This window comes from Sporosarcina sp. BP05 (assembly GCF_014282005.1).
Taxonomy (GTDB): Bacteria; Bacillota; Bacilli; order Bacillales_A; family Planococcaceae; genus Sporosarcina.
On sequence record NZ_JACFTD010000002.1, the window covers coordinates 481106 to 506652 of the forward strand.

Annotated in this window: 33 protein-coding genes and 1 tRNA gene; 24 read left to right on the plus strand and 10 right to left on the minus strand. The window is 41.5% G+C overall.

What is annotated here, in order from left to right; translation table 11 throughout:
- Position 1 precedes the first annotated feature (1 nt).
- Both pepF and H2672_RS19540 read left to right on the plus strand, forming a co-directional pair.
- Positions 2–1819, plus strand: coding sequence for an oligoendopeptidase F (pepF, locus tag H2672_RS04105; RefSeq protein WP_186669627.1), 1818 nt, complete (start codon positions 2–4; stop codon positions 1817–1819).
- A gap of 360 nt (positions 1820–2179) precedes the next feature.
- A complete protein-coding gene (locus tag H2672_RS19540; RefSeq protein ID WP_255485301.1) occupies positions 2180–2305 on the plus strand; it encodes a hypothetical protein in 126 nt (41 codons plus the stop codon).
- A gap of 83 nt (positions 2306–2388) precedes the next feature.
- On the opposite strand, the gene H2672_RS04110 is transcribed toward H2672_RS19540, so the two are convergent.
- The 3 genes from H2672_RS04110 to H2672_RS04120 form a co-directional block, all read right to left on the minus strand.
- Complete coding sequence (locus H2672_RS04110; protein ID WP_186669305.1) at positions 2389–3195, minus strand: DsbA family protein; 807 nt, start codon at positions 3193–3195, stop codon at positions 2389–2391.
- Positions 3192–3584: a globin domain-containing protein gene (locus H2672_RS04115; protein WP_067211850.1), complete on the minus strand. Its 393-nt coding sequence runs from the start codon at positions 3582–3584 to the stop codon at positions 3192–3194. Before H2672_RS04115 ends, H2672_RS04110 begins: the two co-directional genes overlap by 4 nt.
- A 105-nt stretch (positions 3585–3689) precedes the next feature.
- Positions 3690–4382, minus strand: coding sequence for a lytic transglycosylase domain-containing protein (locus H2672_RS04120; RefSeq protein ID WP_370569594.1), 693 nt, complete (start codon positions 4380–4382; stop codon positions 3690–3692).
- Positions 4383–4535: 153 nt separating this feature from the next.
- Between H2672_RS04120 and H2672_RS04125 the strand changes: the two genes are divergently transcribed.
- Genes H2672_RS04125 through H2672_RS04140 form a run of 4 tightly spaced genes read left to right on the plus strand, consistent with a single transcriptional unit; the run spans position 4536 to position 7344 of the window.
- Positions 4536–4925: a UPF0738 family protein gene (locus tag H2672_RS04125; RefSeq protein ID WP_186669308.1), complete on the plus strand. Its 390-nt coding sequence runs from the start codon at positions 4536–4538 to the stop codon at positions 4923–4925.
- A 19-nt stretch (positions 4926–4944) separates the two neighbouring features.
- A complete protein-coding gene (yjbM, locus tag H2672_RS04130) occupies positions 4945–5619 on the plus strand; it encodes a GTP diphosphokinase (protein WP_186669310.1) in 675 nt (224 codons plus the stop codon).
- Positions 5619–6419 carry an NAD kinase gene (locus H2672_RS04135; RefSeq protein WP_186669637.1) on the plus strand — a complete coding sequence of 267 codons (801 nt, stop codon included), beginning with the start codon at positions 5619–5621 and terminating at the stop codon, positions 6417–6419. Before yjbM ends, H2672_RS04135 begins: the two co-directional genes overlap by 1 nt.
- The gene (locus H2672_RS04140) at positions 6391–7344 is read left to right on the plus strand and encodes an RluA family pseudouridine synthase (protein WP_186669312.1); all 954 of its coding nucleotides are present in this window, start codon (positions 6391–6393) and stop codon (positions 7342–7344) included. Before H2672_RS04135 ends, H2672_RS04140 begins: the two co-directional genes overlap by 29 nt.
- On the opposite strand, the gene prpE is transcribed toward H2672_RS04140, so the two are convergent.
- Positions 7331–8071 (minus strand): bis(5'-nucleosyl)-tetraphosphatase PrpE, encoded by a 741-nt coding sequence (prpE, locus tag H2672_RS04145; protein ID WP_186669313.1) that lies wholly within the window; start codon positions 8069–8071, stop codon positions 7331–7333. The two genes, H2672_RS04140 and prpE, sit on opposite strands and share 14 nt — an antisense overlap.
- Positions 8072–8170: 99 nt before the next feature.
- Here prpE and mgtE point away from each other — a divergent pair, with 99 nt between their 5' ends.
- Positions 8171–9538: a magnesium transporter gene (gene mgtE, locus H2672_RS04150; RefSeq protein WP_186669646.1), complete on the plus strand. Its 1368-nt coding sequence runs from the start codon at positions 8171–8173 to the stop codon at positions 9536–9538.
- Positions 9539–9736: 198 nt separating this feature from the next.
- Positions 9737–10018: a hypothetical protein gene (locus H2672_RS04155; protein ID WP_186669315.1), complete on the plus strand. Its 282-nt coding sequence runs from the start codon at positions 9737–9739 to the stop codon at positions 10016–10018.
- A gap of 111 nt (positions 10019–10129) precedes the next feature.
- Here the strand turns inward: H2672_RS04155 and H2672_RS04160 are convergent, their stop codons facing one another.
- Entirely contained in the window at positions 10130–10651 is a 522-nt protein-coding gene (locus H2672_RS04160; RefSeq protein WP_186669317.1) for a CotY/CotZ family spore coat protein, read from the minus strand.
- 75 nt (positions 10652–10726) lie between these two features.
- On the opposite strand from H2672_RS04160, the gene H2672_RS04165 reads away from it, so the two are divergent.
- The 8 genes from H2672_RS04165 (at position 10727) to H2672_RS19545 (ending at position 14135) form a co-directional block, all read left to right on the plus strand.
- A complete protein-coding gene (locus H2672_RS04165) occupies positions 10727–11173 on the plus strand; it encodes a hypothetical protein (RefSeq protein ID WP_186669319.1) in 447 nt (148 codons plus the stop codon).
- Positions 11173–11628: a stage V sporulation protein AC gene (spoVAC, locus tag H2672_RS04170; protein ID WP_186669321.1), complete on the plus strand. Its 456-nt coding sequence runs from the start codon at positions 11173–11175 to the stop codon at positions 11626–11628. The genes H2672_RS04165 and spoVAC overlap by 1 nt, the downstream gene beginning before the upstream one ends.
- The gene (locus tag H2672_RS04175; protein WP_186669323.1) at positions 11622–12623 is read left to right on the plus strand and encodes a beta-ketoacyl-[acyl-carrier-protein] synthase family protein; all 1002 of its coding nucleotides are present in this window, start codon (positions 11622–11624) and stop codon (positions 12621–12623) included. Before spoVAC ends, H2672_RS04175 begins: the two co-directional genes overlap by 7 nt.
- Before the next feature lie 9 nt (positions 12624–12632).
- Positions 12633–12995 carry a stage V sporulation protein AE gene (spoVAE, locus tag H2672_RS04180; protein WP_186669331.1) on the plus strand — a complete coding sequence of 121 codons (363 nt, stop codon included), beginning with the start codon at positions 12633–12635 and terminating at the stop codon, positions 12993–12995.
- 67 nt (positions 12996–13062) lie between these two features.
- On the plus strand, positions 13063–13224 hold the full coding sequence (locus H2672_RS04185; protein WP_186669338.1) for a YjcZ family sporulation protein: 162 nt from the start codon (positions 13063–13065) through the stop codon (positions 13222–13224).
- Between the two features lie 16 nt (positions 13225–13240).
- Positions 13241–13495 (plus strand): stage VI sporulation protein F, encoded by a 255-nt coding sequence (locus tag H2672_RS04190; RefSeq protein WP_186669340.1) that lies wholly within the window; start codon positions 13241–13243, stop codon positions 13493–13495.
- An 89-nt stretch (positions 13496–13584) separates the two neighbouring features.
- Positions 13585–13884 (plus strand): hypothetical protein, encoded by a 300-nt coding sequence (locus tag H2672_RS04195; protein ID WP_186669342.1) that lies wholly within the window; start codon positions 13585–13587, stop codon positions 13882–13884.
- 128 nt (positions 13885–14012) lie between these two features.
- Entirely contained in the window at positions 14013–14135 is a 123-nt protein-coding gene (locus H2672_RS19545) for a hypothetical protein (RefSeq protein ID WP_255485302.1), read from the plus strand.
- Between the two features lie 17 nt (positions 14136–14152).
- Here H2672_RS19545 and H2672_RS04200 read toward each other — a convergent pair whose 3' ends face one another.
- The 3 genes from H2672_RS04200 to H2672_RS04210 all read right to left on the minus strand — a co-directional run bounded on the left by H2672_RS04200 (position 14153) and on the right by H2672_RS04210 (position 15910).
- Positions 14153–14584, minus strand: coding sequence for a GNAT family N-acetyltransferase (locus H2672_RS04200; RefSeq protein WP_186669344.1), 432 nt, complete (start codon positions 14582–14584; stop codon positions 14153–14155).
- A 3-nt stretch (positions 14585–14587) separates the two neighbouring features.
- On the minus strand, positions 14588–15103 hold the full coding sequence (locus H2672_RS04205) for a YjcG family protein (RefSeq protein WP_186669346.1): 516 nt from the start codon (positions 15101–15103) through the stop codon (positions 14588–14590).
- 84 nt (positions 15104–15187) lie between these two features.
- Complete coding sequence (locus tag H2672_RS04210; protein ID WP_186669348.1) at positions 15188–15910, minus strand: alpha/beta hydrolase; 723 nt, start codon at positions 15908–15910, stop codon at positions 15188–15190.
- 111 nt (positions 15911–16021) lie between these two features.
- Here H2672_RS04210 and H2672_RS04215 point away from each other — a divergent pair, with 111 nt between their 5' ends.
- From H2672_RS04215 to H2672_RS04235, 5 genes are all read left to right on the plus strand, one after another.
- Positions 16022–16606 (plus strand): phosphatidylglycerophosphatase A family protein, encoded by a 585-nt coding sequence (locus H2672_RS04215; protein ID WP_186669350.1) that lies wholly within the window; start codon positions 16022–16024, stop codon positions 16604–16606.
- A gap of 195 nt (positions 16607–16801) precedes the next feature.
- A complete protein-coding gene (locus tag H2672_RS04220) occupies positions 16802–17797 on the plus strand; it encodes a TAXI family TRAP transporter solute-binding subunit (RefSeq protein WP_186669352.1) in 996 nt (331 codons plus the stop codon).
- Between the two features lie 93 nt (positions 17798–17890).
- Positions 17891–18430 (plus strand): DUF1850 domain-containing protein, encoded by a 540-nt coding sequence (locus H2672_RS04225; RefSeq protein WP_186669354.1) that lies wholly within the window; start codon positions 17891–17893, stop codon positions 18428–18430.
- A 13-nt stretch (positions 18431–18443) separates the two neighbouring features.
- On the plus strand, positions 18444–20441 hold the full coding sequence (locus H2672_RS04230) for a TRAP transporter permease (protein WP_186669648.1): 1998 nt from the start codon (positions 18444–18446) through the stop codon (positions 20439–20441).
- Between the two features lie 563 nt (positions 20442–21004).
- Positions 21005–21535: a DUF6241 domain-containing protein gene (locus tag H2672_RS04235; protein WP_186669356.1), complete on the plus strand. Its 531-nt coding sequence runs from the start codon at positions 21005–21007 to the stop codon at positions 21533–21535.
- A 113-nt stretch (positions 21536–21648) separates the two neighbouring features.
- Here H2672_RS04235 and H2672_RS04240 read toward each other — a convergent pair.
- Positions 21649–21721, minus strand: a tRNA-Val gene (locus tag H2672_RS04240).
- A 117-nt stretch (positions 21722–21838) separates the two neighbouring features.
- Between H2672_RS04240 and H2672_RS04245 the strand changes: the two genes are divergently transcribed.
- The gene (locus H2672_RS04245; protein ID WP_370569595.1) at positions 21839–22693 is read left to right on the plus strand and encodes a DNA-3-methyladenine glycosylase family protein; all 855 of its coding nucleotides are present in this window, start codon (positions 21839–21841) and stop codon (positions 22691–22693) included.
- A 153-nt stretch (positions 22694–22846) separates the two neighbouring features.
- Here H2672_RS04245 and H2672_RS04250 read toward each other — a convergent pair whose 3' ends face one another.
- Positions 22847–22990 (minus strand): hypothetical protein, encoded by a 144-nt coding sequence (locus H2672_RS04250; protein WP_186669358.1) that lies wholly within the window; start codon positions 22988–22990, stop codon positions 22847–22849.
- 144 nt (positions 22991–23134) lie between these two features.
- Here H2672_RS04250 and H2672_RS04255 point away from each other — a divergent pair, with 144 nt between their 5' ends.
- Both H2672_RS04255 and H2672_RS04260 read left to right on the plus strand, forming a co-directional pair.
- Complete coding sequence (locus H2672_RS04255) at positions 23135–24073, plus strand: Gfo/Idh/MocA family protein (protein ID WP_186669359.1); 939 nt, start codon at positions 23135–23137, stop codon at positions 24071–24073.
- Positions 24074–24153: 80 nt separating this feature from the next.
- Positions 24154–25542 (plus strand): aldehyde dehydrogenase, encoded by a 1389-nt coding sequence (locus H2672_RS04260; RefSeq protein ID WP_186669360.1) that lies wholly within the window; start codon positions 24154–24156, stop codon positions 25540–25542.
- The last annotated feature ends 5 nt before the right edge of the window (positions 25543–25547 follow it).

Genomic DNA, 25547 nt, shown 5'->3' on the forward strand with positions numbered 1-25547 from the left:
GATGGCCGAAACTAAGAATAAAGTATTGACGCGTGATGAAGTAAAAGTAGAGGAGACTTGGCGTCTCGAAGACATCTTCGCAACTGATGAAGCTTGGGAAAAAGAATTCGCTGAAGTTGAGGAATTCTCCGGCAAAGCAGACTCTTACAAAGGGACACTCTCGGGTGGTGGCGATGCACTTTACACTGCGTTGGCATACCGTGACGCGCTCTCTGAAAGACTGCGCAGGCTTTACACATATGCGCACTTAAAGACCGACCAGGATACGACAAACAGCTTCTATCAGGCGATGGATAGCCGGGTGAAATCACTTTATGTGAAAGTAGCAACTGCGTTATCATTTTTCTTGCCTGAGCTTCTGTCTATTGATGAAGCTGAATTGGACAAGTTGGTCATTGAACATGAGGGACTGGCTCTTTATAAGCAAGAATTTGAAGAAATCAACACGCAGCGACCACATGTACTGCCTGCTGAACAAGAAGCTTTGCTTGCACAACTATCAGAAGTGACGGGTAGCTCTTCAGAAACATTCAGTATGCTGAATAATGCCGATTTGACTTTCCCAATGGTGAAAGATGAAAAAGGGGAAGAAGTCGAATTATCACATGGCCGCTACGTAGGGTTTTTGGAAAGCGATGATTCGCGAGTTCGTGAGGACGCATTCAAAGCGATGTATTCGAAGTACAGCGAATTTCAAAACACATTTGCCTCGACACTTTCAGGTAACGTAAAAGGTGATAACGTCAATGCGCGCATTCGCAATTATTCATCTGCACGTGAAGCGGCGATGGCGAATAATCATATCCCGGAACAGGTTTATGAAAATCTTGTTTCGACTATCAATAAAAACGTTCACTTGTTGCAGCGCTATGTTGCGCTTCGCAAAAAAGTGTTTGGACTAGAAGAACTTCATATGTGGGATCTGTATGCACCGCTTGTAAAAGATGCAAATATGGAAATTCCATATGACAAAGCTACCAAAACGATGCTAGACAGTTTCCACCCACTTGGTGAGGAGTATGTATCAATCGTTAAAGAGGGACTTGAGAATCGCTGGGTAGACGTTCGGGAGAACAAAGGGAAACGCTCTGGAGCTTACTCTTCGGGCTCTTATGGAACAAATCCATATGTCTTAATGAACTGGCAAGATAACGTCAGTAACTTATTCACACTCGCCCACGAATTCGGCCATAGTGTCCATAGTTATTATTCACGAAAAACTCAGCCGTTCGTCTATAGCGGTTATTCTATTTTCGTAGCGGAAGTTGCGTCGACAGTGAACGAAGCGCTTTTGAATGATCATTTATTGAAAACAATTGATGATGAACAGAAACGAATTTATTTGCTGAATTATTGGCTCGATGGCTTCCGCGGTACTGTTTTCCGTCAGACAATGTTCGCTGAGTTCGAACACCTTATTCATCAGCTTGATCAGCAAGGTGTTGCATTGACAGCTGAAAAACTGACGGAAGAGTATTATGCACTTAATAAGAAATACTTCGGCGAAGATCTTGTTGTCGACGAGGAAATTGGAGTGGAATGGGCCAGAATTCCTCATTTCTACTATAATTATTATGTTTATCAGTATGCGACGGGTTATAGTGCTGCAGTCGCGTTGAGCAATCAAATCTTGACAGAAGGAGAGCCGGCTGTTGAACGCTATGTAAATAACTTCTTGAAAGCCGGTTCTTCCGATTATCCAATCGAGGTTCTAAAAAAAGCAGGTGTCGACATGACAAGTGCTGCTCCAATCGAAGAAGCATGCCGCGTCTTCGAAGAAAAGTTGAACGAGCTTGAATCACTTCTATTGAAAAAATAAAGTAAATTGATTCAGTGAAAAGCCCTATCCGCCACATTTATGGTGGCGATAGGGATTTTTCGTATATGCATATTGCTATATAGATATAAAGTAAGGCGCATCGGTGAAATCATTATTGTGACAGTCTTGTGAAAAACATTGTGAATTCTTGATGCTACTATTATTTTGTGATAAGGTAAGGATGTGAAATAAATCACATACCAAACATACACCCCTTTTGTTTGAACGTGAACATTTCTCCCATTCCCTTTGAATAAGAGCATTCCCTCCCCCCCAGGAGCGAATGCTCTTTTCTTTTGGTTAATGAGGTACAGCGACGGGTAAATTGTCTTGGAAAAGTGTTGAACTGTGAGGAGAAACATGACAACTGTGATGGAAACGCGTGAAACTGTGAGTGCAACTGAAGACTGTCATGGCAAAGTGTTGAACTGTGAGGAGAAACATGAGAACTGTGATGGCAACACGTGGAACTGTGAGTGTAACTGAAGACTGTCATGGCAACCTCTACCCCAACAAAAAAAGTCACCCCATTGCCCGGTATCACCAGGTAACGAAGCAACTCTTTTAATTCATATCAACTTTTTACGCCACAATGTCATGTCCTGGAAATGAATCCGTTCAACATGCTGTTGAAGAAGGCGTTTTTTGAGTTCGCGTTCTGCGGACTTTTCGGAGATGTTATAGATACTAGCAATCTCTGTTGTGGAAAGTGTATCGAAACGTTGGAACAAATCGTCAAGTAGAGGAGGGATGTCCGGCAGAATCGGTCCGCCGACCAACTCCTCTAAAATTTGTACGTAGACATCGTAGTCGTATATGCCACTCACTTTTAATCCTTCATCTTCAATGTTTTCATTGAAAAAGACGAAAGTAGGTGCTTTGTCGACTTCCATTTCTTTTGCCATGTACAAATCGACTTGTAAAGAGCGCAAGACGTTTTTGGAAGAAAAGTCTCGGATGAATTCGTCTACATCAAGATTTAGTTTTTTTGCGATTTCGACGAGTACGGAAAAAGACGATACATTCCTAGACTTCAAAAATGAATATTCAAGCATTTTTGATAAGAATCGAAACCCAGCGCGTTTGCCTTGAAACTCTGCAGTTTTAACAGCGATACTCGGAAACGCTGGATGTGTTTGTTCACAAGCTAGCTCATCCGCATCATTATGCAGACATTGAAGATTCATCTTAGGTAATGATGTGCGCAGTGCAATGCGCAGTGTGAAATAACGATCATATTCAACTTGTAATTTTCGGAGTAAAGGCGGGAGCGACAAACAATCTCCGCATAAGGGATCGATGAAAACATATAGTTCGATTGGCCTTATACATGTGGAAGGAATGACTGGGTTCTCCAGTAATGTTTGTCGATTCACGTCTTCTCCTCCCCAGCCCTGTTCACCATATGATTGGCGGTCAAGACGAGGCGCTTATAATAGATATCACGTATATTTCCTTCAAGTTCGACTTCGTCCATTGCTTCTGCCATGCATGCTAGCCATGCTTCCGCTTGAACTGGAGTAATCGGGAATGGCATATGACGAGCTTTCATCATAGGATGACCATGTTCTTCAGTATATAAATTGGGACCGCCTAAATATTGTGTTTGAAATTGCTTTTGTTTGCGTACTGTTTCTGTCAGGTCATCCGGGAAAATCGGGTATAGGTCCGGATGTACGGCCACTTTTGCGTAAAATAGGTCGATGAGTTCCGACAACTTTGTTGCACCGATCTCCTCATAAGGGATCAAAGGTTTTCGCATCATTATCTCATTCTCCTTTGCTCTGACTGTATTAATATTCTATCAACCCTACACTCTTTTCACAAATAAATCGCATTGTTAGTGAAGTGGAAGTCTAGATTATCAATCTTATGCATTGAAATAGCCGAGCACTTTTTTTACGTATTGCTGTGTCTCTTTGAAAGGTGGAATCCCATCATGTTTTTTTACGTTTCCGGGACCGGCATTATAGGCGGCCAGTGCAAGTTCGATATTACCGCCAAATTGATTTAGCATTTGTCTTAAGTATTTGGCTCCGCCCATCACGTTCTGGAAGGGGTCGAAACTATCTTTGACGCCTAGGAACTTCGCCGTTCCGGGCATCAGCTGCATAAGACCTTGTGCACCTGAGTGGCTGACAACGCCATTATTGAAGTTCGATTCTTGTTTGATAACGGCTGAGATCAGTTTATCGGGCAAGTTATATTTGTTTGCAGCTTGGCTGATAATATCGCGATAGCTGTCATTGCCAATGGATGTATTTTCCGTGGGGACAGCTGAATTTTGTTGCGTTGCGGAAAGGATCCCACTGAGAGAAGAAGGTTCAAATACACTGTTTTTTCCGTCATAGCGCAAGGTCTCTATATTAGTTAGATTATCGAGTAGTGTAGATGAATCGGTAGATAAGGAATCTGTTACGGATGTACTACCTAACATCTCCTCTAACAGTGTGTTGAAAACGGATGGGGATGTGCTATTTTGTTCAGTTTGTGTTTGAACAGCTCCGAGAGTCTGCAGTGTATTTATTTCCATTAATGTACGAATTGTGCGCGTATCCATCATGATCTGTCCCTTCTAACGTTAAGCTGCGGGCTTGCGAAATAATAACTTAACTTTAGTATACCAATTATTGTGTGTAAACGCATTTTCTAGACTGCAAGGCCGCGCAGCATATGATAGAATAAACGTAATGACGCATGAAGGGAAGAAGAAATTGTGAACATTAAAAATCGAATTGATAGTGGATTTCGAAATGATGAACAAATCCTCTTTTTAGTAGCAGAACAAGCAGAAAAGCCTCGTGGTATACCATCTGGAAAGATGATTACAGATTCAGACAACTTGTCGTTTGTCTATCTTTTAGAAGTAGATGAAGGGTACGAGCACCTTCATTTAACACAGGCAGTATGGCCGCTTATGGTCGATGTATTAGCAACGAATTTAGATCCAGTTCTTTCGTGGAAGGATGAACTAATTTCGCTTCCTGGATTCAAAGATGAGCTGACAATGCTTATTTATAATATTGAGGGTAATGATAATTATGGGGAAGCATTCTCCTCGGCAGTGGAGCAAGCATTCAGCTCGATACTTCAACATATGGAATAACTAGCTGGGAGGGGTCCGAATGAGGCAGTGGAGTCAATTTCTTGAACCTTATAAACAAGCGGTAGATGAACTGAAAGTGAAATTGAAAGGCTTGCGAGCCCAGTATGAATTGGAAGATGTACATACGCCTGTTGAATTTGTGACAGGCAGGGTTAAGCCGCTCGCCAGTATCTATGACAAGACACTTGAAAAGGGGATTCCGTTCGAACCGTCGGCTGAACTTGCTGCCGAACTGCCTGATATTGCGGGTCTTCGTCTGATGTGCCAGTTTGTCGATGATATTAGTACTGTCGTAGAAACATTACGGCAGCGGAAGGACCTCGAAGTGATTGAAGAGCGCGATTATATTGCGCATAATAAACCAAGTGGATACAGGTCTTACCATTTAATTATCAAATACCCTGTTCAGACGATTCATGGGGAGAAGACAATTTTTGCTGAGATTCAAATCCGTACGTTAGCAATGAATTTCTGGGCGTCAATTGAACACTCATTGAATTATAAATATGATGGCGAAATGCCAGATGAAATCAGGCATCGTTTAGAACGTGCAGCAGAAGCAGCCTTCCAGTTAGATGAAGAAATGTCGCAGATTCGTAATGAAATTCAGGATGCGCAACAATATTTCAGTGCATTCAAGGAAACAGCGACAAGACGCTATGGTGATACGAATGGGAAAGGAGGAGAGAAATGATGAAATTTGCAATCCAGACAAGAAACGATGCGTTGTCGAATAAGCTTATGGATGAAGCGAAAGAATATTTGACAGATTTCGGGCTTGTTTTCGATGAAGAAGAACCCGATATTGTTTTGTCAATTGGGGGAGATGGTACATTACTCCACGCCTTTCATAAATATAAATACCGCTTGCAAGACACCGCATTTGTTGGAATTCATACAGGCCATCTAGGATTCTACGCAGACTGGAAACCGGCTGAAATTGAGAAGCTTGTCATTTCTATTGCTCGAAAAGAATTCGAAGTTTTCGAATACCCGCTTCTTGATGTGAAGATTAACTACAGAAATGAGAAGGATAGTGCCCTGTACCTTGCACTGAACGAGTCGACGGTGAAATCTCCTGATGTGACGCTCGTCATGGATGTTGAGCTGAATGGTAATCATTTTGAACGTTTCCGTGGGGATGGGTTGTGTATGTCAACGCCTTCCGGGTCAACTGCATACAATAAGGCACTGGGCGGAGCAATTATCCATCCTTCTTTACCGTCCATGCAATTGACAGAAATGGCGTCTATTAACAACAGGGTATTCCGTACAGTTGGTGCGCCGCTAGTGCTACCCGCGCATCATAAATGTGTACTAACACCTGTAAAAGGACCAGATTTCATGGTAACAGTCGACCATTTGCAACTTCTTCATAAAGATGTGAAGTCAATTGAATACCAAGTTTCGAAGGAGAAAGTACGTTTCGGAAGGTTCAGGCCGTTTCCGTTTTGGAGACGTGTGCATGATTCATTCATTGACAGCGATGTCTAAGGGAGATGAATTGGATCGCAGATTTCGTCTCGTATTTAAAGTGGATGAAGGTGGCATACTGCTACGCGAATACTTGCACGCAAAAGGGATATCGAAAAGAACGCTAACTGCAACTAAATACGATGGTGGAGATATCCGTGTGAATGGCTCTGAACGTAATGTACGATATCCATTACAAGTTGGCGACGAAGTACTCATTATTTTCCCACCGGAAGAACCAAGCCCAGGTTTACTTCCAGAGATTGGTGATTTAACAATCGTTTATGAAGATGAAGCGCTAATCATTGTTAATAAACCTGCTGGACAAAGTACGATACCGTCGCGCGACCATCCTGTCGGCACGATAGCGAATGCCGTTGCCGGAAAATTTGCTAAGGAACGACTTCCGGCAACAGTTCACGTCGTCACACGCCTCGATAAGGATACATCGGGTTTAATTTGTATTGCAAAAAACCGGCATATTCATCACCTGCTCAGTGAACAGATGACAAATTCCGGTTTCAATCGACAGTATGTCGCACTGGTTGAAGGACATGTGGAAAAGGACCAAATCAGTATTGTGCAACCAATTGGCAGAAAAGACGGCAGCATTATCGAACGAATTGTGCGTGAAGACGGCCAATTCGCTCGAACTGAGGTAGAAGTACTGGGCCGTACGGATATAAAAGGTCATCCGTTAACAAAAATTGCACTAACCCTTTATACAGGCAGGACGCATCAAATACGTGTCCATATGAGGTGGGCAGGCCATCCGTTACATGGTGATGATTTATATGGCGGTTCCCATGGGCTGATTGGTCGACAGGCTTTACACTGTGAGATGATTGGGTTTACGCATCCGCTTACAGGTGGGAAAGTTGAATTTAGATGCGATATTCCGCTAGATATGAAGCGCCTAACCAACACGGAAATCAATCAAACGTAGTAAATTTCACTGGCACAAATGGCTGTAGAGAAGGTACTGACACAATATCCATTTCAGGATAGCGTAGAGCTGTAAGTTTACCGCCGAATACGCATCCTGTATCAATATTTGCGGTGTTATTTACAAAGCGTGCTTCCTTTACAGGCGTATGACCATAGACTATGAAGGGAGCCCCTTTATAGTGTTTAGCCCAATCACGCCTAAGGGGTCTGCCATCGGGTAATTTTTTACCCGTGATATCACCATAGAGAACGAATACCCGTATCTTTTCAGAATAGGGTGCAGCAATCATTTCTTCACGGATACCCGCGTGTGCAATGATGAGATTACCATCATTAAGGGTATGGTATAACGGTAGCGCTTCGTAAAACTGACGGTATCTGGCCAAGAAGCGTTTACGCGCATCACTTGATAATGCATCAAGTTCAGCTACTGTCGTTTCAAGACCATGTGTGGGCTGAACCTGGTTACCCTTGGCAAATCGATATAATTTATTGCAATGATTTCCCGGGGAATAATAGAGTAAGTGCTCATCTTGGACGTTGAAAAGTAGATTTAACATCTTAATCGAATGGGGCCCTCTATCCATCGTATCACCGACAAATACAAGATTTCTGCCATCAGGATGTAGGGGAATACCTGTATCCATCAGGTATCCTAATTTGTCAATCAAATGCATGAATTCATCGTAACAACCGTGAATATCACCGACAATATCGAACTTCATATTTTCATCACCCTTTTTCACAAAACGTATTCGTATAGAATACCCTTAATCACATTAATAATCCACGGTAGAAATAGAAAGGAAGGTGTAGCTGTGAGCATAATAGATGAGCATAAAGAAGAAGTTGTTTTCGATGAAGAGAAGCTGAAAGAGACTTTAATCCAGCACGACATAAAATCCTTCCGAGATGAATATCTACGCCTTCATCCATATGACCGAGCGATATTTTACGAGAAAATAGAACCGGAGCTTCGTGGGATTATCTACCAATACTTATCGCCAAAAGAACTTGCGGAAATATTTGAGACTAGTGAAATCAGCGATGATGAATATAAACAGTTCCTTCAGGAGATGGACACGACGTATGCAGCAGACATGATTTCGTTTATGTTTGTCGATAACGCGGTAGATGTCCTGAATGAACTTGACAAATCACAAGTTGTCAGCTATTTGACGCTCATGAATAAAGAAGCCGCTGCTGAGATCAAAGCCTTACTTCATTATGAGGAGTATACGGCAGGGTCAATCATGACAACGGAATATGTTACAATTCCACAGAATTCGACAGTTCGTTCTGCCATGACAATTTTGCGCAATGAAGCACCGAAAGCAGAAACAATTTATTATATATTTGTCGTTGACGACAATAATCGCCTAACAGGCGTTATATCGCTACGCGATTTGATCATTGCACATGAAGATACGTTGATTAGTTCAATTATGAGTGAACGAGTCGTAAGTGTTCTCGTTTCAGAAGATCAGGAAGACGTTGCAAAGATGATCAAGGACTATAATTTCCTTGCCGTCCCGGTTGTCGACTTCCAACAGCATATACTTGGTATTATTACAGTCGACGATATTATCGATGTACTCGATGAAGAAGCATCAGATGACTACTCCAAACTTGCCGGAGTTTCCAGTATGGATACATTTGATAAAAACTCTTTCTCAGCTATGAAAAAAAGACTTCCCTGGTTGCTTATTCTATTAGTACTCGGAATGCTTACTGCTAATTTGATAGATTTGTTTACAGAAACAATTTCAAAAGTGGCACTTCTAGCCGCGTTCATTCCCCTAATTGCGGGTACTGCCGGGAATAGCGGAACGCAAGCGCTTGCGGTCGCGGTGCGCGGTATTGCGACAGGTGATGTAGAGGACGAAAGTAAATTTAAGTTGCTAATCCGGGAAGCTGGAACAGGATTGATGACAGGATTTATCTGTGCACTATTTGTAGTTGGGCTTATTTACGTTTGGAAAAATGAATTTATTATTGGACTTTTAGTGGGGGCAGCGATTTTTGTCTCAATTTTTGTCGCAACGATTTCAGGATCATTCATTCCTTTGCTTATGCATAAGTTGAAAATCGATCCTGCAGTTGCATCCGGTCCTTTTATCACAACATTAAATGACGTTATTAGTGTTATTATTTATCTTGGCCTTGCAACGGTTTTCATCAGTGATCTTTAGATCATTGGTGTGAACCGTTTTTTCTAACAGGGGTAACGTCCGAAAAGTGGGCGCATATACTGTATTAAAAAGGATGTGCTTACCATTTTTCGAAATAAACCATTATTGTTCGTTGACGGGCCACCTGTCTTTATAAAAGTTGCGATTATTGTGGAGGAAAGCACGTCAGTATTTTTACTGAACAACGAGGAGCAGTCTATGTTAGAAAATGAAGAAGAGGTAATTGCTACCGAAGCCTTGCCGGTGAATCCAGATATACAACGTAAAATTATTTATTTGAGCAATTCATTCCGCCGCCAAGCTTATCAGCCACTTCAATTTATTCTAGAGGAAGAAACACTATCAGGAACGATTGAGAAAGTTGAAGAAGAAACCGTGTGGATTGATCTGGAAGGTGCCAATCACGAAATAATTGCTGTAGAAATGGGCAAAATTGAAGAAGTGTTATGGCGCGGTAAGCCATTTGATGAAACTAAATGAAAAGGCAGGACGGGAACCTCTCCGTCCTGCCTTTTTACAATGATAGTGAAAAGTTAAAACAACCCAACCGGTCTAAATCGGTTGGGTTGTTTGGGCATTGCAGGGTATTAATTAATCTACGTCACAAAAATCGATATACGTATCTTTAATACATTGGATTCCACAGAAACAAGTCAAGTCGACTGTGATACATGAATCTGTCGCACCAAATTTTTCAACTTTACAGAGTTCTTCAAGATCCAACTTACCGTTTTTAATTATGTCCACCGGATTATTGTGAATGTCTAATGGCGCTAGTACTTGCAATGTAGCGCAGCAGCCGTCAAAGACGTTTTGGACTCTGAAAAAAGTAGAGAAGCAATTGTGAAGGTAATATTTTTGGCTTTCCGGACGGAACATTGCTTTGAACGGATCACCGTTCTTCGTCAATAGCATGAATACGCGTGTATTGACACGGTGACGTGCAGGGCTGGATATGCTACCAAGCGGAGCCATGAAACAATCTGTTTCGCATTCTACGCAGTCATCGTCTGTTCCAGCATCCTGTAAACGCTTGATGAACCTGACAACCTCACATACGCAGTCATCTTGGTGCTTTCTTTCACTACATTCTTCATTTCTTCCACATCCCATTAATTCCACCTCCTTTTCTTAATTCTTTATACTTTATGCGACAAAGTTCACAGTGATAGGGCGCATAGGTGGATTATGAATAAAGTTACGTATGAAAAGGCATACTGTATAAAAATGGAGGGGACGCATATCCGGAAACTTAGCCTTGTGATTTTCGCAGTTATCATTCTATCCGGTTGTTCAGGAAGCGGTTTCCGGATAGACAATAATTCCAGCGAGAATCAAGCAAAAGCGGAAGAAGTATTGAAAAATGACAAACGTCTCACATCAGCAGTCACTACTTTTCATGAAAATAACTTGCTAACTGCCGTTACGCTTAAAACTTTTTCACGCTTCAAAAAAGTGAAGATTGAAAAGGAGCTTAAGGAAAAATTAGAAAATGGCTACCCAGAATTGGACGTTACCGTTTCAGCGGACAGTAAAATATGGATGGAAATGAACAAGCTCATTGATTTGAAAGATAATAAGGATAAGGGTAAAAAGATTGAGAAATTGAAATCGCTTATAAAGGAAGAGACATAATGGATGAAAAAAAATATGCGAAGTTAGAAAAAGATACATCACCTAAAACACCATTGATGCGAAATATGATTTTTGCATTTTTGACGGGAGGAACAATTTGTTTAGTAGGTCAATTTGTGTCGCTGTTTTATATGACATATTTTGACTTCACGGAACGGACGGCCAGTAATCCGACTGTCGCAACAATGATATTTTTCGCGATGCTGTTAACTGGCTTTGGATTGTATAAGAAAATTGGCCAATTTGGAGGAGCGGGGAGTGCAGTTCCTATTACAGGTTTCGGCAATGCTGTCATTTCAGCAGCAATTGAACATAAGTCAGAAGGGTATGTTCTTGGAGTTGGTGGAAATATGTTCAAACTCGCGGGTTCGGTCATTCTCTTCGGCGTATTTTCGGCATTTGTCGTTGCACTCATTAAAACGATACTTGTAAAGTTAGGTGTTGTATCATGGTAGCGCGCGGTCTCTTGACATTCAAAACGACACCATCCATTGCGGCAACTGGGGTTACAGCGGGCCCGCTAGAGAAGAAAAGTCTGTTCGCCGAAAAATTTGATAAAGTTTACGAAGATGAGCGCTGTGGAATGAAAACGAATGAGCATGCACACGCAAAAATGATGGAAGATGCTTGCATGATTGCATTAAGTAAAGTGGATTCTGTACCAAGCGACGCCGATTTCCTGTTAATTGGCGATCTTATTAACCAGATGACCCCCTCAAACTTTGCCGCTAAAACGGTGGGAATTCCGTATATCGGTCTGTTTTCCGCTTGTGCAACGTCAGTGTCCTCGCTCTTAATGGCAGCGTTGCTGACCGAAATAGGTATGTCGAAATGCGCTATTGCGGGAGCATCTAGTCAGCATAATGCAGTGGAACGACAATTTCGTTATCCAAACGAGTATGGTGGACAAAAACCTGACACTGCTCAATGGACCGTCACAGCAGCGGGGGTAGCAGCTGTTACACCTCATAAAAAAGGATTCCCTTCCATAGAGTGTGGAACAATTGGATGTGTAATCGATCTAGGAATGACCGACCCGCTAAATATGGGGGCAGCGATGGCGCCAGCAGCGGCAGATACGCTTATCCGGCATCTAACAGGTCACAATAAAGACGTCAAAGATTATGATGTGATAATGACAGGCGACCTTGGAAAAACTGGTTTTGAGCTATATAAAATACTTGCTGGCAATCAAGGTATTGTTGTGACTAAAAAGTTTAGGGATGCAGGCGAAGAATTTTACGGTGCTGATGCAGCTTTTTTATCCGGGGCAAGTGGTGCAGGTTGTTCTGCCGCCATTTTCCTAACGGAAGTAATTGATAAAATGAGGGCGGGTGATTATAAACGGGTCCTTCTAATTGCGACGGGCGCGCTATTATCTCCGTTATCATTTCAACAAGGTGATACGATTCCGTGCATTGCGCATGCAATCGAATTAACGATGAAATGAGTGTGGATTATGGTTTCGATTTTCATTACAGCATTTATTGTGGGGGGTCTCATTTGTGTTGTGGGACAACTGTTGTTTGACGTAGCGAAATTAACCCCTGCGCATACATTGTGCATTTTGGTCGTCGTGGGTTCCGTGTTAGATGGGGTGGGTCTGTATGAACCGCTCATCGATTTTGCTGGAGCGGGGGCAACGATACCAATTACTTCTTTCGGTAATGCCTTGACGCATGGCGCAATGGCAGAAGCTGAAAAACATGGTCTGATCGGTGTTATGACAGGGATGTTTGAAGTGACTAGTTCAGGAATTAGCGCAGCAATAATATTTGGATTCATTGCATCGCTTATTTTTAAATCAAAAGGAAAGGTTTAATAGTCATGCGCCCTCTTCCTTCTTCAAGTGTCCGCATAGGATACGAAGAAAGGAAGGGGGTATTATTATGTTTGGAGGATGTAATTCTTTCGGTGGCGGATACGGTGGCGGTTGTGGCGGATACGGCGGCGGTTGTGAAGTGGAAAGAGGCGGCAGCGGTTCAACATTTTGCCTGATTGTGGTTCTATTCATCTTGCTTATCATTGTGGGCCGTACTTTTTGTGTATAAAAAGGAGGGATAACAGATGAATGATTCATTTTTCCGGAAAATCGAATCAAAAACAGGCGTCCCGATGGAAGAAGTTTTTGCACTTGCAAATGCAATCCAATATGCGGATTTCAATGATGAACGGCAAGTAAGAAAAATTATTCGGAAAGTCGGGAAGCTCGCAAAAAAAGAAGTACCTCAGCAGACGGAAGATGAGCTTGTTAATTCTATCGTAAAAAATGGCAAAGCGGTTAATATTAAAGATATTACAGATATGCTTGGCCGACAATAAAATAACTTTACGAAAAAACAGAATAATAGGTTTAACAATACCAACTTATGGATATAGTAATAGTACTAGTGAAAATGGAGGTGTTTACAATGGGTTATATTTTACCAATTCAACCAATCCAATCTCAGATGTATGCAAATCGATTAAGTATGGAAGCTTATAACTTTGCATATATTGAACGAGTGCGCAAAGTTAAGTTAAATTCAGACTTCTTGGATGAATTTAAAGAGTCCTCGCATAAAGAACGAGAAAAGGAGGAAGAGGAAGGTAAGCCTATTGTATCAATTCCTTCTGCATATCAAGGGTTTATCCGTCCCAATCCAGTTAATCTATCACCGGCGATTGCCAAAGTAGTAGGGAAAGGTATCGCGGTAAATGCCTATGTTTAATTGATAATAATAAAAAGGTTCGCGTTGCTTTTAAGCAATGCGAACCTTTTTTAGTGAAAAAAGAGAAAGTATTTTTCTACTTATAATAGTGTCTAGCTCCAGGCGCCAGCCGCTCGGAGGCCCACAGTATGTGGGTTCACGTAGCCATTGCCGCAGGACGCGGCGTACTTAGGCTACGTTCCTTGAAAGCAATCCAGCTATGTGGAAAAGAGCGCCACGTCGCTGGATTGACTTATGCCTGTCGCGTCTAGAAGGCGCCTTCCGCTTTTCACGCCATATTTTTTTCCATTGCGCGATGCGGAATATCTGCATCCATAAATTCGGGTGAAGTAATGACATACCCTAACTTTTCATAGAAAGGGACAGCATATGATTGTGCATTTAAAATAACTTTATTCATGGCTGTTTTTTTAGCATGCTCTTCAAGTGCATGCATGATAAGATTTCCGAGATGTTTTCCCCGAAATTCTCCCAAAATGCAGACACGTTCGACTTTGCCAATTCCTTCGTTGATTTCTCTAATGCGGCCTGCGCCGATTGGAGATTCTGATGAATAAACGACGAAATGTGCTGCAGTTTTATCGAAATGATCTAGTTCAAGGTCTAGTGGTACACCTTGTTCTTCCACGAACACTTTCCTTCTGACAGAAAATGCATCTTCTTGTTCAAGGTCAGAAGTCGCAAATCTTACTTCAAACAATGCTCAGTTATCCTCGTCAAGGCGGAATGTTTCATATACCGTCCAAGAACCGTCTTCAAGCTGATAAGTGAGGTGTAAGCGGTCAATTGTTTCAGTATGATCGACACCAATCATTTTCAGTTGACCAATGATATCATCGTGTTCGCCAGAAGAAAGTTTTTGTGCAATCGTCACGTGGGGAACGAATGCAAATTCGGGTTTTTCACCGAAGAAATCGTTGTTCAGGTCTTTGTGCAAAGCGGCTAATTCATCGTTAAGAATAGCTTTAAAATAAATAGTGTTCGTGATTGGAGCGAATGTGCCCACTTTTGACACGTTCAATTCAAAAGGACTGTGTTTTTTAGTTACTTCTCTAATGGCCTTTGCAACTTCTTCAATTTCTTGATCATTCGCTTCGAATACACCTTTAACCGTCAAGTGCGGCGTAATTAGTGCATAATGCGGATCATATCTTTTTCTGTAAGCGTTTGCCAAATCCTGAAGTTTCTTTGATGGGAATGCAACGACACCATATTTCATAATTTAAACCTCCTAGAATAATTGTTTTTGCTTTATAAATTTGATTATAGCAGAATACTTGAAAATATGTCCATTTTGTCTGAATTAATGACCAAAAACCATTTGAATCGCGCGGCGGACATCGGGTTGCCAATGCTTCCAGGTATGGTCTCCGTCGAATTCATCATAGAAATAAGGGAAACCTTTTCTTTCAATTAATTCGTTTAAAGTCCGGTTTGGTGTAAGGAAGTCTTGAACGCCGTCAATTTGCGTATTAACTTGGGTTTCTTCCTTCCCAATCACATGATAAATCGAGAAACGGGAAGGGTCTTGTGAAGCTTCGACCTTTTCAAGTACTAAATCATCGACGTAAGGGGAATGCAGAACGACTTTCCCGAATATATTAGGATACTTGGTTGCAGTTAGAAGAGAAATCGTTGCTGCCAAGGAATCACCGATAAGGGCCCTGCCTGCCCCAATCTGATAAGTTGGATAATTGTCGTCAATATACGGTACAAGTTCATGAGCCAGGAAGCGAGTATAGGCTTCGCGACGGTCACCACCCGGATGATACATGCGCCTGCGTTCTTTGACGCTTTTATAAGGAACACCTACCACGATAACATTTTCAATTTCTTCCGCGTCGATCAATTCGTCAACGACCCGTCCTATACGCCCGAACTGGAAATAATCTTTGCCATCAGATGCAATTAGCACCGAATATTTATAGAGAGGCGAAAAATTGTGGGGCAAATGAATGAGCAACTGCATTTCCTCATCAAGTGCTTTACTGTAAATTGTAATATCTTCTATTTTTCCGTATTTCACTCTGGTTGCCTCCTAAAATTGCATGTATATTGAAATTGTATCATAACGTAAAGGTCCGGTATAATGCTTGTGTTCCGTTTATATACTAACTATAAAAGGGGTTGGACAGAAATGCATGATGATACAAAAATTGTTCATTCAAAAGTTGTGACAGAAGCGACGAAAGCGGCTTTGAAACGACGCGGTGTGACACTGGAAGCCATTGCTGAAATCGTCTATGAACTGCAATACCCGTATAACGATGGTCTAACAATGGCTCACTGTATTGAATCTATTGAAGGTGTACTCCGAAAACGTGAACTTCAGCATGCGATTCTCGTGGGAATTGAATTAGATGAATTGGCAGAACAGGGGAAACTGTCTGCGCCATTACAACAAATTGTTGAGTCTGACGAAGGTCTTTTTGGGGTTGATGAAACAATCGCACTGGGTGCCGTGTTTACATATGGTTCTATTGCGGTAACGACATTCGGTCATCTCGATAAAAATAAAATGGGTATCATTAAAGAGCTAGACACGAAAAAAGGAAAAGCCATCCATACGTTTTTGGATGACCTGGTTGCCAGTGTTGCTGCTTGTGCAGCTTCAAGAATCGCACATAGAACAAGGGACCTTCAAGAAGCGGGGGAAACATTCGGAGATATTTCACCTGAGGAAACGATGCCTGAGACGAAAGTCAACGGTGCACAAATATAGTGACGACTTATGAACACCTGAAAGGATTCGTCCTTTTGGGTTTTTTGAATTTGAAGAAGATAGTAAGTAGAAAGAACTGTAAACGCTTGCAAGAATCTGATTAATTTTAAAGTTTATTGACAAAATAGAGAGACTTCATGGTAAGATGTATTTTGGGATTATGAAGAACTATCACACATAAGGGGATGAAATAAAATGAAGAAAAAGCAATTGAGATTGTTTGCATTTATTGCAATGATTGCATTACTAGTACTATCAGCATGTAACTCAGGCGATACAGGGACTTCCGAGAAAGATGCTGACGCTGGTAAAAGTAAAGAAGATTACAAGTTCCTTAGTATTTTAACTGGAGGAACACAAGGAACGTACTACCCACTTGGGGGATCATTCGCTGATTATATTACAGAAGCGACAGGTATTAAAACAACGGCAGAGGTTTCACAAGCATCTGCAGCGAATATGACATCACTTCAAGATGGTGAAGCTGACATTGCATTTGTTCAAACAGATATTGCTTACTACGCTTCTAAAGGTGAGCTTATGTTTGATGGCGAAGTAATTGATAATGTTTCAGCTATTGGTGCACTTTACCCTGAAACTGTTCAATTAATCACACTTGAAAAGAACGGTATTAAAACTTACGCAGATTTGAAAGGGAAGAAAGTTTCTGTTGGCGCACCAGGTTCTGGTACGTATGCGAACGCGGAACAACTTCTAGAAATCCATGGACTAACAATGGATGACATTAAGCCACAAAGCCTTGATTTTGGTGAATCACAAGAAAGTCTACAAGCTGGTCAAATCGATGCTGCTTTCATCACAGCTGGTACACCTACAGGAGCAGTTGAAGGCTTGAACGCAGTCGCGTCAGTATTTGTTGTTCCAGTTGAGGATGCAAAAGCAGACGAATTGATCAAAAAATATCCTTACTACGCTAAAGAAATGATTCCTTCAGGCACATATGGAATGGCAGCTGAAACACCAGCAGTTTCCGTTGGTGCGATGCTTGTAATTCAAAATGAAGTACCTGAAGAGTTGGGCTATGAAATTACAAAAGCAATTTATGACAACGCGTCTAAATTGCAACACGCAAAAGGGAAATTGATACAAGCAGAAAAAGGCCTTGATGGAATCGGAATTCCGGTTCACCCAGGTGCACAGAAATACTTTGATGAAGTAATCAAAAAATAAGTTGTGATGTACGCGGGGCGGTGAAGCGTTATGCTTCAGCCGTCCTATTTTCTTTAATTATTCTTGTAAACTAGAAACGGAAGGAAGAGGCGGATGGGTTCCAAAATAGTGGTTCCGCTTATTCTTTTTTTTATTTGTACAGTTGCCATTCTTTTTTTTATGCCGATAAAGTCAGCGTTTACGTTTACTGAACATCGTGTGGAGAACTCTAGGGTTTATTATGTCCCTTTAAAAAGTACGACTAGCTTTCAAATCAGATACGTTCATTCAATTCATTTGACGGATGTCATTGAATTCTATGAAGTGACTGCGAATCAAAAAATACGTCTGCTATCGATGCAGTACGAGGATCTTGCAATTGGTTTACCGGGCTATGCAGAAGAAGGAGAAACATTTACTGTACAGGACGGTGTGTATACGCTTACATACAATGATAATGTTATAGATTCTTTTGTCATGTTAATTGGCGATGTAGATGCAGAATTAGCTTTTCGATACTTAGGCAATGAACTAAATTTAAAGAAACAGTTGGTAAGGGGGAAATCCTACACATTTCGTGTCGCGAAACTATCCTTCTATCAAATGCTTAAAGGGGTTAATATGAATGGAAAAAGAAACAAAGCGGAACGATGAACTAGAGTTGGAAATGCAAACAGAAGAGTTTAAAATGCTGTCAGAAGAAGAACAACTGGAAATACTTCAAAAGTACGACCCGGAATCGAATACACGTGATGTTACAGGCATATTTAAGAAAATTGTATTTTTTGGTTTACTAGCATTTTCTATATTTCAATTGTACACAGCGATTGGGACTCCTTTTACGGCATACATTCAACGTTCAATACACTTAGGGTTTGCATTATCACTAATCTTTATCTTGTTTCCGGCTAAGAAAAAAATTAAGAGCGAACGAAATAAGGTACCGTTTTACGATATGATTTTGGCGCTTTTGGCAATAGGAGTCGGACTTTATTGGCCGCTTCTCATCGGTGATCTTGTCTTACGTGTAGGTCGTGTATCGACACTTGATATTGTCGTCGGGGTCCTAGCTATCCTTTTGACCATGGAGGCCGCGAGAAGAGCGGTTGGAATGCCGATTACAATTATCTCAGCTGTATTTTTAGTCTATGCATTTTTTGGACCTTATTTCCCGGGATTCCTTGCACACCGTGGACAAGATCTAAAAAGTGTCGTTCAATTAATGTTTTTCACGACAGATGGAATTTTGGGTACGCCAATTAGTGTATCTTCTACATTCATCTTCGTGTTCCTGTTATTCGGAGCATTCCTTGTCAAAACAGGTGTTGGAGCATATTTCAACGATCTTGCGGTTGTGTTGGCAGGTCGTTTAGTTGGGGGACCGGCTAAAGTTGCCATCTTCTCAAGTGCTTTACAAGGTACGATTTCAGGAAGTTCGGTTGCAAACGTTGTTGGATCAGGTTCATATACAATTCCGATGATGAAAAAACTCGGTTATAAAAAGGAATTTGCTGGCGGAGTTGAAGCGGCAGCGTCGACGGGTGGGCAAATTATGCCTCCGATTATGGGAGCAGCCGCTTTCCTTATGGTTGAATTCATAGGCGGCGTTACCTACTGGCAAATTGCAAAAGCAGCAGCGATTCCAGCACTCCTTTATTTCACGGGTGTTTGGATTATGACACACTTTGAAGCGAAGCGTGTAGGTCTGAAAGGAATGACGGAAGACCAAATTCCTGACCGTAAAAAGACATTAAAGAAAATTTATTTACTTTTACCGATTGTCGGTATTATTGTCTTCTTATTAATTGGTATTCCAACGATGAAAGCAGCGTTGCTTGGAATCGTCTTAACGATTATCGTCAGCTCATTCGATAAATCAACGCGTCTTGGATTCAAAGACATGATCGAAGCGCTAGTTGATGGTGCACGTACTGCGCTTGGCGTCGCAGCGGCAACGGCATGTGCCGGTATTATTGTAGGTGTTGTTGTGAAGACTGGTTTAGGCTTAAGCCTTGCCACTGGCCTGATTTCAGCGGCGGGTGGGAACATCTTCCTGACGTTGTTCTTTACAATGCTTGCTGCAATCGTTTTAGGCATGGGTTCACCGACAACAGCGAACTATGTCATAACGTCAACAATTGCCGCTCCTGCGATTATCACGCTTCTTATGCTTGATACCCCTGGCGCGACTGTTCCAATCGTTGTGGCTGTATCAGCGCATCTATTTGTTTTCTATTTTGGTATTATTGCAGATATTACACCACCTGTTGCCCTTGCAGCATTTGCAGCAGCTGGTATTTCTGGTGGAGATCCGATTAAAACAGGTGTCACCTCTGCAAAGCTCGCTATCGCGGCATTTATCATTCCGTACATGTTCGTATTTAACCCGGCGATGCTGATGATGGGCGCTTCTGTCCCAGAGATTTTATGGGTCGTTTTCACCGCCATTATCGGAATGATTGCGATCGGTGCAGGCATGATTGGCTTCTGGTATCGGAAATGTAACTGGATTGAGCGCTTGTTCGCTTTAGCGACGGGAATGCTTCTCATTTTCCCAGAAACTATTACCGACATTGTCGGGTTAGTATTGTTCGTGGTAATGGTCGCACTCCAGTGGATGACACGGGAGAAAGATGACGAAGGTAAGAATGTTTCTGTAGCTTAATAGAATGTTGAAATCCCTTCGCTGTGAGTTTTATCAGGCGAAGGGATTTTTAGTTTAAAGATTTGGCGAATAACCGAGGATATAAGCTTGCCGAACGATTATTATAAACGTTTTAAATCAGTGGTTAAATGAAAAGTACAAAAAAAGCATCACTTCCGAAGAAGTAATGCTTGTCGGAAAAACCTTTGTTCCTAAAGGTTCTCTGTGGGTTATGCACTCAATATGGTCCCGACTGGGCTCGAACCAGCGCCCTTACCTTGTCGAATCACTCCGCAAACAATCAAATTCTGAAACTGTGCAAACGGTGATACCATAACATCCCATTACTTCTGAAACGTCATTGTCTCACATGATCTGAACACCTCAAAAGTTTTATAAACCATATTAGAAACGATAACCAGCCGAATGTTGTTTACCATTTATTTAATAAAATGGGACAGTATTTCGTGGGTTACCTAAAATACGACCGGCTTCAGTTATAGATGAAAACGTAAATAGAACCGCCTGTATATAAGTTGCAAGCAGATATTCCCAATTGTACAATGTAATTGGGAGTGAATTTAATGAATTATAAAAAAACAATACTAATAACAGCAGGGATTGTAGCATTGGGTTTAAGTGCGTACCTGGTTTTCAATCAATGGAATAAAGGGAGCGTAACAATCGAGGAAAAACCCGGAGTTCCAAAAGCGGGAGTTGTAATACCAGTAATTGAAATTGGCGAAAAAAGAACAATACCAGTTGAAGAAGAATTTCTGCTTTCTATGGAGGAATATGGTGTACAAGATGCAATACATGGTATGAGTCATCAGAAAGTTCGTGCAGATGACAAATGGGGATTCATTCCTTTAACTCAGGACCGTGTGCAACGTTTAATTGAAGTTGTTGAAGCAAGTGAAAATAATTATATTAGCGCTCCAGTGTATTTGGATATTCTCAATCGTTGGGCAAACAATGACTTTTCTCGAGCAGATAAAGATCATAACGCCATCTGGGATTTGCAAGAAGGGAATGTTGGAAAAGCAAGTGGATTGTTATCTATTGAAGAAGAAAAAACATTTATTAAAAAACACTTCAAAATTGAAAATGAGTGACGTCAGAAATAGGTGGAAATTCAAAGAAAAAAAGACGTTCAAGCACAAGGCTTAAAACGTCTTTTTCGGAAAAACCTTTGTTCCTAAAGGTTTTCTTCGGGTTTGGCACCCAATGGTCCCGACTGGGCTCGAACCAGCGACCCCTACCTTGTCGAGGTAGTGCTCTCCCAGCTGAGCTACGGAACCGGGAATTAAATTGTGTTTCTGCTTACTGCACATTTTCTATTATAGCGCTTCTGTAATAGAAGTCAACACCTTTAGGAAAAGTTTTTTAAAAACGAGTATAATAGGCAATGGAAAGGGGTGTTTCCAATCGATGTTCAATTTACATTGCCTTATGTCTATGACTTCGATCGGGCAATTGTTCGGTTGGCGGGGGATCCGGTGAATTCGGTGGATTTGCAAAGTCGTACAATACGCATTCCCATGGAAGAAGGGAATAGTGTCACGCTGCAAAGTATAGGCACGAAACAACTACCTTCATTTATAGTGGGAAATGCAATTGATGACATTCAAATTGAAACAATTAAATCAATCTTTCATTTTGATAAACCGTTAGATGCAATTGGGCTGCATTTTGCGGGAACAGATCTTGGACCACTATTTCTTGAATATGAAGGCACTCCGCTAATTAAAAGTTTTTCATTATATGGAACTCTTATGAAAAGTATCATTCACCAACAACTCAATTTGTCATTCTCACATACGCTAACGAAGCGCTTTGTTGAATCATTTGGAGAGATGGTGGATGACGTCTGGCGTTATCCATCCCCAGAGCGTATTGCGGCGCTTGACGTCTCAGCGCTTCGAGATTTGCAGTTTAGCACGCGTAAGGCCGAATATGTCATTGGCTTGTCGCAAGCGATTGCAGAGGGGACGCTCGACCTTGAGCAGTTCAGCGGAATGGATGACGATGAAGTAACTTCAAAACTGGTTGCTTTCCGCGGTGTGGGACCTTGGACGGCACAAGGATTTCTAATGTCTGGGCTCGGACGTCCGAATTTATTTCCACTTGCGGATATTGGTTTGCAAAACGCATTGAAAAAGGTATGGAATATGGATTGCAAGCCATCGCAAGATGAAATGCGTGCCCGTTTTCCAGAGTGGTCACCTTACTTAAGTTATGCAGCACTTTATCTGTGGCACAGTATTGAGTGACGTTTAAGGAAAACTGAATAACGCAGCCCCCAAAAAATACTACGCGCCATTCTAACACATGAAAAAACAGCTTTCCCATTATAAATTCATGGAAAAGCTGTTTTTAGGGTCCGTTGGAAATGGGCATCGTTGTCAAGTTAGTTATACTAATTATCAGTGTGCAGGCACCTGCAGTTGCTTCTCTTCATCAAAATAAAGGAAATTTTCTTCTTCAAGTTCAACAAGACGTTCTTTATTAATTCCCAATGAAAGATTTCCTTCAAAGATCTTTTCCCACCAAGTATCAGTTGTTGTCATGTCCATTTCCTCCTTTTAAATTCTGTGTTATTTGAACATTCTATTCCCTTCGATGCTATAATACTAAATGGCAAAGGTTAAAAAGGAATCGTTCTACCTATCCTTTTGCCATTCATAAACTATCCGTAAAAAGGGGTTATTTCGGTGAAAAAAACTACATTTGCTCTCGTTGGTACAGGTATTGTTGGTGAGCGAATCATCAATCAATTACGCAACAACGAATCTGCAACAATTATTGCCTTGTTTGATGAAAATGATGATCGTCTTACTGAAATGGCGGATACATACGGATTATTTGCGGCATCCTCTTATGAAGAGGTTTTGGAGATGAAACCCGACTGGATCTATATTGGAACTCCACCTGTATCGCATGCTGCACTTAGCAAGGCTGCGATTTCAAAAGGTTTGAATGTACTTTGTGAAAAACCACTTGCACACGACGCTTCAGATGGATTAGTCATGGCTTCAGCTGCAGAGAACAATGAAATTCAAACTGCAATGCATTTTCCGTTGATGTACAGTCCGTCCGTTCGGCAAATGATGAAACTTATTAATGAAGGTGAAATTGGTAAAATCGTTCGAATCGAACTGCAAACTTATTTCCCGCATTGGCCACGTGTATGGCAACAAAATGCATGGATTGCAACGCGAAAACAAGGTGGCTTTACACGAGAAGTATTCCCGCATTACCTTCAGCTTATGTACAGGATGTTTGGTCAACTTGCGATTACTTCCCACCAAACCGTTTATCCTGAAGATGAAACGCTTGCGGAAACGAGTGTCCTTGCAATCGGAAAGACTGTTGATGACATTCCGGTCTTCTTGAACGGCGTTTCGGGAATCGGTCAACAAGAAGAACTGTCCTATACAGTATATGGAGATGAAGGTGTTCTGAAACTGCGCAATTGGTCGGAACTTACCGTGGCACAAAAAGACAGTCCTTTTGAGATATTGACTTCCTTCGATACAGTGAAAACGCTTACGGAAGAGTGTATAGCGGCGGCTAACGGTGAAACCGCGCTGCTGGTGTCATTTGATGAAGGATTAGAAATACAAAAGCTGATTGATCTTCTATTGACTTGATAATGGAATACAGTGCTAACTTTTGCATCCCGCAACAAATCTAACTATGATTAAAGGTACAAAGGGATGGAGGGAATAAGTTGAACTTTACCGCACAAGACGTTGAAACGATGATTGCTTCCCAACACGCCTATTATTTTTCGGGCCAAACAAGGAGTTTTGCATTCCGCAAAGAAATGCTTTTGAAATTGAAAGAAGCGATTGTCGCGAATGAAGTGGAAATTACGGAAGCGTTACATAAAGATCTTCGTAAAAGTCCTTTTGAGTCTTATGTGACGGAAATCGGTTTCGTTCTTTCAAGCATTTCACATATGATTAAGCATCTAGAAGGCTGGATGGAAGATGAAAAGGTAAAAACGCCTGTTCATCTGCAACCTGCGAAAAGCTTCATTGTTCGTGAACCATACGGATCCGTGCTTATCATTGGTCCATTTAACTATCCGTTTCAACTTGTCATGGAGCCGCTTGTCGGGGCGATTTCTGGGGGTAATTGCGCAATTGTCAAACCATCCGAGACAGCTGTTCACACGGCACAAATTGTTAAAAAGATATTGACTGAAACGTTCTCATCCGATTATATCCGCGTTGTAGAAGGTGAGCGCGAGGAGATTTCAGCGCTCATCCACGCCCCATTCGATTATATATTCTTCACAGGCAGTGTAGCGGTAGGGAAAATCGTAATGAAGGCGGCGGCAGAAAGGTTAACGCCGATTACGCTCGAGCTTGGCGGAAAAAGTCCGGCTCTGGTAGACCAAACAGCGAATATTCAAAAGGCGGCTGAACGGATTGTCTGGGGCAAGTTTGTCAATACAGGACAGACATGTGTTGCGCCAGATTATATACTTGCCCACCATTCTATTAAAGATAAACTAGTCAAAGAAATGCTTACTGCGATCCGTAAGTTTTATGGTGAAGATGCTTCGTTAAGCCCAGATTACGGTAGAATTATCAGTAATAATCATTTCAATCGCCTTGTTGAAATCATTGAAAAGGATCGTATGCATTTGGTAAGCGGTGGTTCTTCTGACCGTTCAGAACTGTTCATTGAACCAACACTATTGGACGATGTTTCATGGGATAATGCTTCGATGGAAGATGAGATTTTTGGTCCAATTTTACCGGTTTTGACGTATGATAATCTTGGTGAAGCGGTTCACAAGATTCGTCAATTGCCAAAATCACTAGCGGCATATATGTTTACTGAAAACGAGCAAGCGGCAGACTTTTTCATTGAAAACTTGCAGTTTGGCGGGGGATGTATTAACGATACAATTTCACATGTCGGAAACATCAATTTACCATTTGGTGGAGTCGGTTCATCAGGTATGAGTGCGTACCACGGAAAAGCTAGTTTCGATACATTCACACATGCAAAATCCATGATGAAAAAAAGTACGGCCATACCAATGACACTTGCATTTCCGCCATACGGCAATAAATTAAAACTAGTAAAACCGCTCATCCGATAATGGAT